This is a genomic window from Prauserella rugosa, assembly GCF_000719975.1.
Classification (GTDB): domain Bacteria; phylum Actinomycetota; class Actinomycetes; order Mycobacteriales; family Pseudonocardiaceae; genus Prauserella; species Prauserella rugosa.
In genome coordinates this window covers 169,794-183,098 of sequence record NZ_JOIJ01000007.1, presented here as the reverse complement: position 1 = coordinate 183,098, position 13,305 = coordinate 169,794, and the positions used below count along the sequence as shown (strand labels likewise).

General features: G+C 71.4%; 14 protein-coding genes. 1 reads left to right on the top strand and 13 read right to left on the bottom strand.

Annotated features, from left to right (window positions below):
- Window positions 1-241: 241 nt before the first annotated feature.
- The 9 genes from IF64_RS0112315 to IF64_RS0112275 form a co-directional block, all read right to left on the bottom strand.
- Window positions 242-1,027, bottom strand: coding sequence for an ESX secretion-associated protein EspG (locus IF64_RS0112315; RefSeq protein WP_030532213.1), 786 nt, complete (start codon window positions 1,025-1,027; stop codon window positions 242-244).
- An 88-nt stretch (window positions 1,028-1,115) separates the two neighbouring features.
- Entirely contained in the window at window positions 1,116-1,904 is a 789-nt protein-coding gene (locus IF64_RS0112310; RefSeq protein ID WP_030532212.1) for an ESX secretion-associated protein EspG, read from the bottom strand.
- A gap of 6 nt (window positions 1,905-1,910) precedes the next feature.
- Window positions 1,911-3,383, bottom strand: a complete 1,473-nt coding sequence (locus IF64_RS0112305; RefSeq protein ID WP_246134790.1) for a hypothetical protein — start codon at window positions 3,381-3,383, stop codon at window positions 1,911-1,913.
- A 19-nt stretch (window positions 3,384-3,402) separates the two neighbouring features.
- Complete coding sequence (locus IF64_RS0112300; RefSeq protein ID WP_030532210.1) at window positions 3,403-3,771, bottom strand: hypothetical protein; 369 nt, start codon at window positions 3,769-3,771, stop codon at window positions 3,403-3,405.
- 184 nt (window positions 3,772-3,955) lie between these two features.
- Complete coding sequence (gene hpt, locus IF64_RS0112295) at window positions 3,956-4,516, bottom strand: hypoxanthine phosphoribosyltransferase (protein ID WP_030532209.1); 561 nt, start codon at window positions 4,514-4,516, stop codon at window positions 3,956-3,958.
- Between the two features lie 14 nt (window positions 4,517-4,530).
- Complete coding sequence (gene tilS / locus IF64_RS0112290) at window positions 4,531-5,547, bottom strand: tRNA lysidine(34) synthetase TilS (RefSeq protein WP_145600489.1); 1,017 nt, start codon at window positions 5,545-5,547, stop codon at window positions 4,531-4,533.
- Window positions 5,526-6,515 carry a zinc-dependent metalloprotease gene (locus tag IF64_RS0112285; RefSeq protein WP_246134910.1) on the bottom strand — a complete coding sequence of 330 codons (990 nt, stop codon included), beginning with the start codon at window positions 6,513-6,515 and terminating at the stop codon, window positions 5,526-5,528. Before IF64_RS0112285 ends, tilS begins: the two co-directional genes overlap by 22 nt.
- Window positions 6,516-6,670: 155 nt before the next feature.
- Complete coding sequence (locus IF64_RS26565) at window positions 6,671-6,793, bottom strand: SDR family oxidoreductase (RefSeq protein WP_281292287.1); 123 nt, start codon at window positions 6,791-6,793, stop codon at window positions 6,671-6,673.
- 35 nt (window positions 6,794-6,828) lie between these two features.
- Window positions 6,829-9,120, bottom strand: coding sequence for a D-alanyl-D-alanine carboxypeptidase (locus IF64_RS0112275; protein WP_084705818.1), 2,292 nt, complete (start codon window positions 9,118-9,120; stop codon window positions 6,829-6,831).
- A gap of 115 nt (window positions 9,121-9,235) precedes the next feature.
- Here IF64_RS0112275 and IF64_RS0112270 point away from each other — a divergent pair, with 115 nt between their 5' ends.
- Complete coding sequence (locus IF64_RS0112270) at window positions 9,236-9,751, top strand: inorganic diphosphatase (protein ID WP_030532205.1); 516 nt, start codon at window positions 9,236-9,238, stop codon at window positions 9,749-9,751.
- Window positions 9,752-9,837: 86 nt separating this feature from the next.
- On the opposite strand, the gene IF64_RS0112265 is transcribed toward IF64_RS0112270, so the two are convergent.
- The 4 genes from IF64_RS0112265 to IF64_RS0112250 all read right to left on the bottom strand — a co-directional run bounded on the left by IF64_RS0112265 (window position 9,838) and on the right by IF64_RS0112250 (window position 13,257).
- A complete protein-coding gene (locus IF64_RS0112265) occupies window positions 9,838-11,028 on the bottom strand; it encodes a benzoate/H(+) symporter BenE family transporter (RefSeq protein WP_030532204.1) in 1,191 nt (396 codons plus the stop codon).
- 62 nt (window positions 11,029-11,090) lie between these two features.
- A complete protein-coding gene (locus IF64_RS0112260; protein ID WP_030532203.1) occupies window positions 11,091-11,759 on the bottom strand; it encodes a hypothetical protein in 669 nt (222 codons plus the stop codon).
- Between the two features lie 49 nt (window positions 11,760-11,808).
- Window positions 11,809-12,348, bottom strand: coding sequence for a gamma carbonic anhydrase family protein (locus tag IF64_RS0112255; protein ID WP_030532202.1), 540 nt, complete (start codon window positions 12,346-12,348; stop codon window positions 11,809-11,811).
- Window positions 12,349-12,411: 63 nt separating this feature from the next.
- Entirely contained in the window at window positions 12,412-13,257 is an 846-nt protein-coding gene (locus tag IF64_RS0112250) for an IclR family transcriptional regulator (protein ID WP_084705817.1), read from the bottom strand.
- Window positions 13,258-13,305: the final 48 nt, after the last annotated feature.

The window sequence follows — 13,305 nt, the reverse complement described above, 5'->3', positions numbered from 1 at the left end:
CTGGCTAGGCGGTTCGTGGTGACTTCCGCCGTCACGGTCTTGTCAACGGCCGCGTGCAGGCAGGTGCCCGCGGCCCATGGGCGTTCTATCAGGGTACCGCCCGGTCACAAGGCACATCCGGGGCGCCTGAGACGAATACCCGAGCCCCTCGGATGAGCACCGACCGGAGGAGCACACCGTCACGTCAACGACTCCCGGCATCGTCGTGTTCCCGGCGCGTGCCCGAGGTCACCGAGCCGCCTCAGCCCGCGACGTTCGCGACGAGTTCGGAAAGCCTGCCGCGCAGGGTCTTGGTGTCGGCGGGGGCGACCGTCACCCAGTCGCTGCCGTCGCCGCCCGAGCCGGACGTGCTCAGGTAGCGGCCGGTGGCGGTGTCGAACCACGCCAGCACCACGGACCGCTTCTTGTAACCCAGCTCGTCCCTGCTGTTGGCCGCGAGCTGCCCACCTCGCAGCCGCGGCTGTGCGATGAGCTGCGAATACGCCTCGCGCGGGTCGGAGGGCCGCTCGGTGAGGCTGCCGCGCTTACGGCCGCCCGCGTCCCCGCCGGTCCGGCCGGCCAACGCGCCGGTGCGGTCGGGGCGTGCGTGCAGCGCGTCGTTCAGCGGGAGGGTGATGGAGGCGGCGATGCCCCGCTGTGCCTGCGGCAGCAGGTCGACGATCGCCGAGGCCAGTCCGTCCGGGTAGATCGGCTGGAGCCGCACCCCCTGGCTGTCCTGCACGGCCAGCACCGCCTGCTTGCCGTCGGAGGCCGCGATGGCCCCGACCGGCGGGTGCTGGAACTCGGGGATGAACAGCGCGTCGACGCTCGTGCTCGCCCTGCCGAGCACGTCGAGCCAGCCCTCGACGGGCGAGCCCTCGATGCCACGGGCGGCGAACTCGTCCTCGGCCCGCTGCCGCAACGCCCTGCGTTCGCTCTCGGTCCTGCCGTGGGAGACGACCTTCAACGGGTACGGCGGCTCGCCCGCGCCCAGCTGCTCCCACAGGAAGTCGAACGCGACCGGCGTGAAGAACTCCTGCGTGGGCACGATCCTCCCGATCAGTTCGGAACTGGCGATGGTGCTGCTTTGGTGCGTGAACATTAGTGGACCTCGTTGCGGGACAACCGGCTGTGTCTCACAGCGGTGCCGCGGTGGCGCCTGCCGCGCCCGCGAGCATCTCGGACAGTCGATGCCGGAGCGTCGGCGCGTCCGCGGGGGCGATCGTGATCCAGTCGCGGCCGTCGCGGCCCTGACTCGCCTGGGTGAAGTAGCGACCCGACTCGGTGTCGAACCAGCTCAGCACCGGCATCCGGGTGCGTCCGCCGGCGCGGTTCCGCGCGTTGGCGCCGATCTGACCGCCACGCAGCCTCGGCTGCGCGTTGAGCCTGGCGAGGGCCTTGCGGTCGTCGTCGGGGCCGTAGCTGCCGTCGGGGGCCTGCCCACGACGCTGGAGGAAGTCGACGCCCGGCCCCGACAGCAGCTGTTCGAGCGGAACCGTGATCGACTTCTCCTCGCCGCGGCGTTCGGCGGGAAGCAGGCCCACGATCGTGCTGGCCAGGCCGTCGGCGGGCACCCGGTCCAGCACGAAACCGTCGGCATCGGAGATGACGAGTACGCCCTGCGCGCCGAGCGCGGCGGCGACCGCGAGTCGCGGTTCCACCTCCGGCGCGTCGACCTGCACGGAGTCGAGGCTGACCTCGGCCGTCGCCAGACAGCCGAGCCAGTCCTCGATCAGCGGTGCGGGCCTGCCGTCGTCGTCGACGAGGCCGCGTTCGGCGAGCTGCGGAAGTGTCCGGGCCCGCAGAGCGGCGCGTTGTTCGAGCGTTTCCCCGTGCGAGCACACCTCGAGCGGATAGGGCACCTCACCGGCGCCGAACGACTCCCACAGGAAATCGAACTCCAGTGGGGTGAGCCGCTCCGCCAAGGGTCATCACTCCTCGTCGTCCGGGCCCCAGGCGCCGAGCACCGGAGGCGCCGTCGCCTGGTTCGCGCCGAACACGTCGTCCGGGTCGGCCTCGATGAGAAACGACGCGTGCTTGTGTTCCTCTTCTTCCTGACCAGTACCCGCTGCGGCACCCGCGGCACCCATGCCACCACCCATAGGTGTGGCTGCCGGCGCCATGCCCGCGGCCTCGCGACCACCGATCACGCCGTTCGCACCGGCGATACCGGCCGACTGCGGCTGCTGCACCGAGGAGGCGGGCTGCGCCGTCTGCTGCGCCGCGGCCTCGGTGGAGTTGCCGTCGGATGCCTCGGTGGCCTTGGTCTTGCTGCCCTTCGACAGGGCGCGCGCACCGGCCACCGCGGCGCCACCGCCCGCGAGCGCGCCGCCCAGGGCGGCCGCACCGGCGCCGAAGCCGCTCGAGGAAGCGGCGGGAGCCTGCGGCATGGCAGCACCGGCCGACGAGGCTCCGCCACCGGCGGGTGCCTGCGCGGCGGGCTGCTGAGGCGTCTGCGGAGCCTGCTGCTGCGGCTGGTGCTGTGCGGCACCACCGTGCGCGGGCGCTCCGTGGCCACCGGCCAACGCGTCCACGCCGTGTCCCTGCGCGCCGCCCGCGACGCCGGGACCACCCACGCCGCCGACCGACGAGAGGTTCGTCCCGCCCGAGTTGGTGACCTGCTTCAGGCCGAGCGAGGCGGGGCCGAAGCTCGGGGTGGAGCCGTCGACCTCGGACATCGCGGCGGTGTAGGTCTCCAGGTACTGCACCTGCTGAGCCTTCACCGCGCGGGCCTGGTCGAACTTCTCCTTCATGTCCTTGACCATGGCCGCAGGGCCCATGGCCAGCATGTTGGCGGTCTCCTGGGCCGGGTCGAACTCCTCGGGCTGCGGCATCTTCTTCAGCTCGGCGGCCGCGGAGGCCTGCTGCGAGAGCCGCGATCCCATCGCCCGGGCCGCTTCGGCGGCCTGCGAGCTGGAGTTGGCGATCCCGACGAGCGCGCCCTGTGCGGCACCGGCGGCCTGGCCGATCCACGCGTTGCTCAGCTCGCTGATGGCCGAGTAGAGGTCCTCGGAGATCTGCTGCAGCTGGGTGCCGTGCTTGCCCCAGCCCTGGCCGAGCTCCTCGGCACTGCCGGGCACGTTGTTGACCGTGGCGAACTGGTAGAGCTGCTTGCTCTCGTGCGCCTGCCAGTTCGGGCGGTCGGTGATGGCCCGCAGGTCGTCGAGCAGGAAGCCGTCGGAACGTCCGCGCGCGCGGTTCACGAGGTCGGCGACACCCCCGTCGTCGCCGATGTGCACCGCGTTGCCGCCACCGCCGCCGGGGGCGTAGGACGGCATGGCGGGAGCGGGTCCCGCCTGCATCTGAGGTTCGGGCGTGGCCGGGGCGGCGTCGAACTGACCCTCGCCGAGGTCGCCGAAGTCGCCGAGGTCGGAGCCGAGCACACCGGAGTCATCGATATTCACTGGTCACATCCCCCTGTTTCTACAGCTGCCCCGTGAACGGGCGGGCGTTGTCCGCGTCGATGTCGCGGTACTGCCGCATCGCCGTGGTGATCGCCTGCTCGGCCTCGTCGTACTGGGTGTAGAGGTTGCGCAGCGCGTCGGCGTAGGACTCGCCTCCGCCACCGGCGCGGTCGGAAAACTTCGCGGCCATGGCGTTGCCGACCGGGTTCGCGCCGATCTGCGGCGGGGTGGCCAGCTCCTCGGTCTGCCGGATCAGTGCCTCGACGGCGTCCTTGCCGGTGCGGAGCTTGTTCAGCACCGTCTCGGCGGCGTCCGGGTCGATCCCGACCTGACCGTTCACCGCGGCCTGGCGGAACGCCGCGGCGTCCGCGTGACTGCTGTTCCCCATGTTCCAGACTCTCCCTACGTCCCCTCAGAGCCGGCGGCAGGCTTTATGGCAGCCGACCTGCGATCTTCGCTTAGGTTAACGCACCACTGCGGCCACTATGACGCGATCGAAGGAGACTCAGTTCCGCCTTCACTCGCGTGGCCACTCCCCGTCCATGGCACGCTCACCGTTCGTGACCGGGTTCCTACGACGAGTACACCTTGGGGTCAAGCGTCCCGATGTAGGGCAGGTCACGATAGCGCTCTGCGTAGTCCAGACCATATCCGACGACGAACTCGTTCGGAATATCGAAACCGATGTACTTCACCGGCACGTCGACCTGCACCGCCTCGTGTTTACGCAGCAGTGACACCACGTTCAGCGACTTCGGCTGGCGCGCGGCGAGGTTCTTCAGCAGCCACGACAACGTCAGGCCCGAGTCGACGATGTCCTCGACGATCAGCACGTCGCGGCCCGCGATGTCACGGTCGAGGTCCTTGAGGATCCGCACGACACCCGACGACGTGGTCGCCGACCCGTAGGACGAGACCGCCATGAACTCCAGTTGGGCGGGCAGCGGCAGCGCGCGGGCGAAGTCGGTCATGAACATGACCGCTCCCTTGAGCACGCCGACCAGCACCAGGTCGGTGGTGGCCGACTCCCCCTCTGCGGTGTAGTCCGCCGCGATCTTCTCGGCGAGTTCGCCGATCTTGTCCTTGATCTCTTGCTCGGTGATGAGCACGGAGGCGATATCGCCTTCGTACACGGCAGCAGTCCCCTCTAGCGGTGGTCCGTACTCGTGGCGGGGCCCGACGGTCCCGGTTCGACCCTGAGCTTTCCACGTGCTCTGCTCGCCTCAAAATTGCCCGGCAGCCAGACCCCGCCCTGACCGCGCCACGCACCCACGAGTGCGTCGACGGCGCGCAGGTGTGCGTCCGTGAGCTCGCGCACTCCCGCGGCGAGCAGCCAACTGCGCAGCGCCCGCCTCCGCAGCGCGGGCCGGGCCGATTCGAGCACGGCGACCGACACGGTGCCCGATTCGGCGTCGTGAGCGTGGTCGAGCAGCTCCTGCGCCAGGTCATCGAGGGTGTCGACGTCCTCGCGCAGCTGTGCCGCGGTGCGTGCGAGCGCGGCCGCGACCCCTCCGCCGAGCACGTCGTCGAGCAACGGCAGCGCCTCGTCGCGCACGCGCACCCTGCGGTAGCGGGGGTCGGAGTTGTGGGGGTCCTGCCACGGTTCGATGCCGAGTTCGTCACAGGCCGCCCGGGTGACGGCCCGCGAAATTCCGAGCAGTGGTCTGCCCCACGGTGGGTCGAACGGACGCATCCCCGCGATGGACCGCGGGCCAGAGCCTCGCCCCAGCCCGAGCAGCACCGTCTCGGCCTGGTCGTCGAGCGTGTGCCCCAGCAGGACGGTGGCCTCCGCGCCCGCGGGCAGGGCCTCGCGCAACGCGCGGTAGCGGGCCCTGCGCGCGGCCGCCTCGGGACCGCCGGGACCGGAGACCGACACCGGCAGCACCCTCGCCTCGGCGGCACCCAACTTCCGTGCGGTCGCGGCGGCCGTCTCGGCGACGGCTCCGGATCCGGGTTGCAGACCGTGATCGACGACGAGTGCGGTCACCTCCACCGCGTCCCTCGTGGCGTAAGCGGCGGCCTCGGCGAGGGCGAGGGAGTCGGCTCCGCCGGAGACGGCGACGTACACCCCGTCCGGCGACGGATACGCCCGCAGGAAGTCCCGCACCGCCGCGCGCACGGCCGCGACCGCGGCGAATCCACTCAGTGGACGCGCCGCACCCATGCCTGCGGATCCTTGATCTCCGCGCGGGTGGGCAGGGTCTCCGGCGAGGTCCACACCGCGTTGAACCCGTCCATGCCCACGGCGCCGACGACGTGGCGGGTGAACGCGGCGCCCTGTTCGTACTGCCGCACCTTGGCGTCGATCCCCAGCAGGGTGCGCAACAGCCGGTCGAGGACGCCGCCACCCTTGCGCCGTTCGGTGAAGCGCCTGCGGATGGTCGCCACGCTCGGGACGACGTCCGGCCCGACGGCGTCCATGACGTAGTCCGCGTGCCCCTCCAGCAATGTCGACAAGGCGATCAGCCGGTCGAACACGGCCCGCTGGGCGGGCGACTGGAGGATCTCCGCCAGCCCCATGACGTCCTGGGAGTCGGATCCGCGCAGCGCACGCAGGCTCTCGGGCAACCGCGACAGCGCGGCCGACAGCGTCTCCTCCGAACCGGACAGACCACCGACGAGCTCGCCGACCTGGCCCGCGAAGTAGTCGCGCAGCCAGTCGACGGCGGTGAACTGCAACCGGTGGGTGCACTCGTGCAGGCACACCCACATGCGGAAGTCCCTGCCGGAGACCTTCATCGCGCGCTGGGCGGTCACCACGTTGGGCGCGACGAGCACGAGGCTTCCCTCGGCGCCGGGGCCGCCGAACGGGTCGTACTGGCCCAGCACACGCGAGCCGAGGAACGCCAGCACGACGCCGGTCTGCACGCCCGCCCCGCCCGCGACGAGCGAGGCCAGCCGCGACGTGCGTTCCGGCGGAACAGCCCTGCTGGTGAGCTCGTCGAGGCCGGCTGCAGCCGAACGCACCCACCCCGGCCGGTCGACGACCTCGCCCTGCTTGACGGGCAGGTCCCGCCCGAGCCCGGTGAGCTCGCGCACGTAGCGTTCGGCGTCGACCGACAGGTCCCGCAGCTCGGCGACGGCCAGCTCGGCCTCGTGCCGCGGAACCGACGGTCCACCGCGCGCGAGCATGGCGCCCGTCGACGCGGCCACCGACCAGTCGACCAGCGGATTCGCGGTCGCGGTGCGCGGCGTTTCGGTGGTCTCGGCGTTCACGCCGTCGACGCTACCTGCCGGGCGCCCTCCCGTGTGGCTCCGTCACGGGCCCGCCCTCCGGGGGCGAAGGCTCAGAGCCAGTGACCGCCCGCGACCTGGATGACCTGCCCGGTGATCCATCGGGCTTGACGGGAGGCGAGGAAGTCCGCGGCGTCCGCGATGTCCCCGGGATCGCCCACACGACCCAGCGGGATGGACGGCGCGACGGCGGAGGATCGTCAGACACGACCTAACGGCAGCCGCATTCGCGGAGGGTCGCCGTCATGGTGTCGAGCGCCTCGCGGGCGGCGTCGGTGTTGCGCGCGCCCGAGGTGATGAGCGAGAACGCCAGAACCCGCCCTTCGACGGTCACGACGTAGCCGGTGAGCGCGTTGGTGCCGATCGAAGGGATCGTGCCCGTCTTCGCCCGCACCCAGCCACGTCCCTGGGCGGGCACGCCGTCGTCGTAGCGCGCAGACAACGTGCCGGTGCCGCCCGCGACGGGAAGTCCGGACAGGATCGGCCGCAACGTCTCCGTGCGGGACGCGCCCGACCCGGCATCCGGCTCGGACGACTCCGCAGGCGAGCTCGGCTGTTCCCCGGGCGAGCCGCCGGCGTCGTCGGAACCGGCCGCGACGGCGATGATCTCGGTGAGCAGCTGTGCCGGGATGCGGTTGTCCACCGACAGTCCGCTGCCGTCGTTGAGCGTCACGCCTTCGACGTCGAATCCGTGCCTGCTCAGCACCTCCAGCGTCGCCTTGGCGCCGCCGGGGAATGTGGCCTCGTTGCCGGTCGAGATCGCCACCTGGTGCTGGATCGCCTCGGCGAGGGTGTTGTCCGACAGTTCCAGCATCTGCTCGACGAGGCGTTCCACGGGCGCCGACTCGACCTCGGCGATCACCCGGCCGCCGGAGGCGTCCCCGCCCTGCGCGTCGACGCTCGCCCCGGGGAACTTCGCGGCCAGTCGCTTGGCGAAATCGGCCGACGGCGTGCCGGTGCGCTTGGAACCGTCGTCGAGCGGGTCGGAGCGGCCGCCGTCGAGCATCACCGGTTCCACGGGCGCGGCGTAGGTCGACGGGGCGTCCTCGCCTGCCCAGCCCTTGCCCGTCTTGTCGCCGGTGAACAGGCTGTTGTCCACCGCGATCGACGACACCTCGCCGCCGGTCGCCTTGTCGATCTTCGCCGCGAGGTCGTCGAGGCGCGCGGCGCCGCGGTACAGCGACTCCTCGCCCTCGGGCAGCGACGAGAGCGTGACGTCGCCACCCGCCTCGACGACGACCTGCCCCGGGGCGACCTCGACCGCCTTCGTCGTCAGCCGCGCGTCGGGGCCGAGCTCCAGCAGTGCGGCCGCGGCGGTGAGGATCTTCGTCGCGGACGCGGGCGCGACCGGCCGGTCCGCCGACTGCGACCACAGCGTCTCGCCGCTCAGCGGATCAACGACCATGCCGCTGAGCGTGCCCAGCGCGCCGTCCCGAGCGGGGCCGGACAGCGCCTGCTGCACGCCGGCCGCGGTCGGTGCCTGTCCGTGCTCGCCCACCCCTTGCAGGTGGCTGGCCACCGCAATGGGCTGGGGCGGATCGGTCAGCGGTGCGTTCGGCGCCCACGGCAGGCCGAGCCGGTTCGACACCGCCGGCAGCGCCAGCACGATCCCGACGGCGACGACCAGCACCAACGCCGTCGCACCGAGCAGAAGCGCCTTGGTGCGCCCGCGCCGGGGCTTCGCCTCGCCTTCCGGTTCGGGTTCCGGTTGCGGCGGCGCGTCCGAGTTGCCGGGACCGTCCGGTGGTCCGCCGGGTCCCTGTGCCGCCTCGGGAGCCGCGGCGCCTGCCGGTGCCGCGAGGTAGGCCGTCTCGCCGGATTCACCCGCATCATCCGATTCGGGCGAAGCGTCCGAGCCCGCGGCCTGCGGTTCGATCCGCACGGGACGTGCCTGCATCCCCGCGGGCGGCACAGAGCCAGGCCGGGGCTGGACTCCGGCACCGGGCTGGGGCCCGGTCTGTGGCCGGCGCTGGGGTTGCTGTTGCTGGGGTTGCTGTTGCTGTTGCTGTTGCTGGGGCCGCGGCTGGTGCTGCTGCGGTGGTCCGGGGCGGGATGCCTGCGCCTCGTACGACTGCCGGCCCGCCTGTCCCTGCTGGAACCGGTCGGTCCGGCCATGCGGTGCCGACGCGGCCGACGTCCGTTCCGCCGGGTTCTGCCGCTGTCCCGGCTGCGACTCACCGGACGCCTGCGGTTGCGGCAGCCGCGTGGGCCGCGTCGTCTGCTCCGAGCTCGGCTGCTGCGCCGGCTGCCCGTCCGACGGGGACTGCTCCGACGAGGGCTGCTCCGACGGGGACTGCGAGGTGCCTGCCCCGTCGGCAGGGGCCCGGTCGGGGGCGCCTGCGTCGGCGTCGGCCGACGGCCACGCCGGTTCGCCGCCCGCGTGCTCGCCGCCGGTGCCCTCGCCGTCGGTGCCCTCGCCGCCGGTGCCGCCCTGTGCCACGTACCCCTCCACCAGGTCCCCACTGCGTGCTCGTGCTGTCCGCTCCTCGAACGGGGCAGACATCACACTAGTGCCCTCCTGACTGCTGTTTGACCGAGCCGTGGGTCACACTGGGCTAGTCAGGACATCAATGAAAGCCGCGTGAGAGGCGGCGCCGACGAGAGCGAGCGAGGACGCCGTGGAGTTCGACGTCACGATCGAGATCCCCCGCGGGGAGCGCAACAAGTACGAGGTGGACCACGAGACGGGCCGGATCAAGCTCGACCGGACGCTGTTCACGGCAACCCAGTACCCGGCCGACTACGGCTTCATCGACCACACCCTCGGCCAGGACGGCGACCCGCTCGACGTGCTCGTCCTCGTCCAGGAGCCGACGTTCCCCGGCTGTCTGATCAAGTGCCGCGCCGTCGGCATGTTCCGGATGCGCGACGAGAAGGGCCCGGACGACAAGGTGCTGGCCGTCCCGTCCGGCGACCCGCGCAACGAGCACCTGCGCGACATCCACCACCTGAACGAGTTCCACAAGCTCGAGATCGAGCACTTCTTCCAGGTCTACAAGGACCTCGAGCCCGCCAAGAGCGTCGAGGGCTCGTCCTGGGTCGGCCGCATGGAGGCCGAGGCCGAGATCGAGCGTTCGCTGGAGCGCGAGCGCGAGCGCCTGGAGAAGGAAGCCGCCGACGCCGGCAAGCACTGACGCTTCTTCTGCGTTTTCTTGGACGGGGATTCCGCCGCGTGGCGGGGTCCCCGTTTTCCTGCGGACAGCTTTCCGTGCGGACCGGTTCAGGCCGCGGCTTTCCTGCGCCGGGTGATCAGCGCGGTGAGCACGCCTGCGAGCAGGCCCCAGAAGGCCGAGCCGATGCCGAGCAGCGACACCCCCGAGGCCGTCGCCAGGAACGTGACGACGGCCGATTCGCGCCACCGCTCGTCGGCGAGCGCTGAGGTGAGCGAGCCGCTGATCGTGGCGAGCAGGCCGAGTCCGCTGATGCCGATGATCAGCGCCTCCGGCAGCGCACCGAGCAGTGAGCCGACCGTGCCGGCGAAGACGGCGACGACGAGGTAGAACACGCCCGCCCACACCGCGGCGAGGTAGCGCCTGCTGCGGTCCTCGAGCGCCTGCGGACCGGTGCAGATGGCGGCCGTGATGGCCGCGAGGTTCAGACCGAAGCAGCCGAACGGGGCGAGCACGAGGTTCGCCACCCCGGTCGTGCCGATGACGGGCGAGAGCGGCACGTCGGTGTAGCCGTCGCCGCGCAGCACGGCCACGCCCGGCAGGTTCTGCGATGCCATGGTGACGATGTAGAGCGGCAGCGCGACGCTGATGATCACCTGCCAGTCGAACTCCGGCATCGTGAACACGGGGGTGCCGAAGGCGAGGTCGACGCGGTCGAGGCGCAGCGTGCCAGTGACGGCCGTCGCGAGGACCCCGGCGGCGAGTGCGACCAGCACCGCGTAGCGCGCCAGCCACCGCCGTGCGAGCAGATAGGCCAGCAGCATCGGGAAAACGACGGCGAAGCTGGTTTCGAGCTCGCCGAACAGGTCGATGCCGAAGTGCACGAGCACGCCGGCGAGCAGGCCCGAGGCGAGCGGCACCGGGATGCGGTCCATGAGACGTTCGAACCAGCCGGTCAGCCCGGTCAGCGTGATCAGTGCCGCCGAGACGACGAAGGCTCCGACGGCCTGCGCCATCGACACGCCGTTGAGGCTCGCGGCCAACAACGCGGCACCCGGGGTCGACCATGCGGTGACGATCGGCGCGCGGTAGCGCAGCGACAGGCCGATCGACGTGACGCCCATGCCGACGCATACGGCGAGCATCCACGACGTCACCTCGGCGGGCGTGGCGCCTGCGGCCGTGGCGGCCGAGAACACGATGGCGGCGGTGCTCGTCACCGCGACGAGCACCGAGATCAGTCCCGCGGCGACCGCCGACGGCGGAAAAGCCCTGCGGACCGGGTTCGTCGCGGCGGTCATGCGGTGGTGCTCACGCTGGTGTGCTCGTTTCGGTCGTACTGCGCCTGCCGGGCTCGCGGCTCCTACGGCGCCGCGGTCGCCTGTTCGGGTGAGCGTACCCAGCGGCGCACGGCCGTTCGCGACACCAGGTACAGCACGGTGGCGTTCAGCAGATGCCACAGGAAGTGCGTGCCGGGCGGAAACGAACCGCAGACGGTGTGGTCGACGGACCGGAACGTGAGCGAGACGCCGAACAGCCCGCCCGCGACGACGAAGAGGGGCCACGCGCCGTCGCGTGCGGTCAGCACGGCGAGGACGAACAACGCCACGAGCGGGGCGGCGTAGGCGCCGCCGGGAACGCCCAGTGCACTCGCGCCCGCGACGACGGGGACGGCGAGCGCGGCGAACGCGGGCACCGCGAGCCATGCCCACCGCCACGGCGCACGCAGGAAGACGTGGGCGAACACGACGGCGTAGGCGAGGACGAACAGTGCGATCGCCGCCGAGTCGGCCGAGCCGGCCCAGCGGGTGGCGAGCATGTGGAAGGCGGTGCTCGCGGCGAAGATGAGCGCGAGTCCCACGGCGAGCAGCCGGGGCCCGGTCTCACCGCGGGCCTGCCGCCAGATCGCGACGGCGGCGATCAGGAATCCCAGGTTGCTGACGGTGTTGAGCGGCTCGCCGAACAGTCCGGGAGCGAGCCGTTCGCAGTAGCCGTCGACGTAGGCGGTCCAGTCCGTGGCGGTCGGGTGCACGGAGCCGAGTGTTCCCGCGCCGGGTGAACAGTGCGGGAACGGCGGCGGGCTACTCCGGCCGGTCGGGCTCGTCGATCGGCTCGATCGCGTCGGCGTGCCTGCGCGCGAGCTCCTGGTAGATCGCGGCGTTGTGGTCGACCCACGCGCGCGCCGAATCGGTGAGCGGGACGAACTTCTTCGCCGGGCTGCCCATCGCGACCACCTCGGACGGCACCTCGGTACCGGGCGTGACGGTGGCGCCCGCGGCGACGAGGGTGCGCGCGCCGATCGTCGACTGGTCGAGGACGGTCGCGGCGTTGCCGATGAGGGCCTGCTCGCCGACGGTGCAGTCGTGGACGATGCAGGAGTGCCCGACGGTGGCGTTGCGGCCGACCTCGCACACCCCGTCGTTGACGTGCAGCACCGAGTTGTCCTGCACGTTGGCGCCTTCGCGGATGACGATGCGCCCGAAGTCCGCGCGGACCACGACGCCGTACCAGATCGACGCGCCCTTCTCGACGACGACGTCGCCGATCAACGTGGCCGTCGGCGCGATCCACGCCTCGGGGTGCACGGACGGACGCTTACCTTCGAACGCGAACATCGGCATGGGCACACCGTAGTCGGCACCGCTGAGCCGAGGACTAGACATGCGCCACACCGGAACGTGCCATCACGCCGCTTCGTCCGGGGAACCCAATCGGGCCGAGACCGTGGCCGCCGCCTCCCGGACGGCGCTGATGATGCTGACCAACCGGCTGCCGCGGAAATGGCCCGCGGGCCCGCCGAGGCTCACGGTCGCCTCGAGCGTGCCCGTCCGCCCGAAAACGGGGGCGGCGACGGCTCCGACTCCGTTGAGATAGTCCTCGTCGCTGACCGTGTATCCCTCCTCGCGAATCTCGTCGAGCTGCGATTCGAGAGTCGCGCGGTCCCGCACCGTGTGGCGGGTGAACTCCTTGAGCGGTTCGGCGAGCCAGCGTTCGCGGACGTCGGGCAGGTGGGCCAACATGGTCATCGGCCCTGCCGCGGCGTGATAGGGCAGCACGGTGCCGATGCCGATGTGTTTCACCGACAACGGACTCTCGCCTTCGTAGCGATCGATGACCACCGCCCCGCTGTCGCCGGGAATCATGAGATACGCCGTGTCCCCGAACTGTTCGGCCAGCGACAACAACGAGGGCCTCGCCTCGTCCCGGAGACTGAAGTCGGCAAGGGCGACCGACCCGAGGCTGAAGAGCTTCATGCCGACCTTGTAGTCACCACCCGACGTACGGGTCAGCCAGCCCATGCGGACGAGCGTGCTCAGCAACCGGTGCGTGGTGGTCTTGTTCAACCCGGTGGCCGCGCACAACTCGGTCAGGCCGAGGACCGGTTTTCCGCTGTCGAAGGCGTCCAACAGCTGGCCGGCCCGCACGACCGAGTTGACCATGTTCTTCGGGTCCTCGGCCTTCGGGTCCTCGTCCCGACGGTCGTTATCCTGACGGTCGGTGTCCTGACGGTCGTTGTCTCTCGCGGGCATTCGTTCACTTTCCTCGTGCGGTCGGCGTTGCCGGCATGGTGGTCACCG

Excerpts from the sequence above, each read along its gene's own strand:
- IF64_RS0112300 (WP_030532210.1), bottom strand. The coding sequence starts at position 3,771 with ATGGGGAACAGCAGTCACGCGGACGCCGCGGCGTTCCGCCAGGCCGCG.
- tilS (WP_145600489.1), bottom strand. The coding sequence starts at position 5,547 with ATGGGTGCGGCGCGTCCACTGAGTGGATTCGCCGCGGTCGCGGCCGTG.
- IF64_RS0112285 (WP_246134910.1), bottom strand. The coding sequence starts at position 6,515 with ATGCTCGCGCGCGGTGGACCGTCGGTTCCGCGGCACGAGGCCGAGCTG.
- IF64_RS0112275 (WP_084705818.1), bottom strand. The coding sequence starts at position 9,120 with ATGTCTGCCCCGTTCGAGGAGCGGACAGCACGAGCACGCAGTGGGGAC.
- IF64_RS0112265 (WP_030532204.1), bottom strand. The coding sequence starts at position 11,028 with ATGACCGCCGCGACGAACCCGGTCCGCAGGGCTTTTCCGCCGTCGGCG.
- IF64_RS0112255 (WP_030532202.1), bottom strand. The coding sequence starts at position 12,348 with ATGCCGATGTTCGCGTTCGAAGGTAAGCGTCCGTCCGTGCACCCCGAG.
- IF64_RS0112250 (WP_084705817.1), bottom strand. The coding sequence starts at position 13,257 with ATGCCCGCGAGAGACAACGACCGTCAGGACACCGACCGTCAGGATAAC.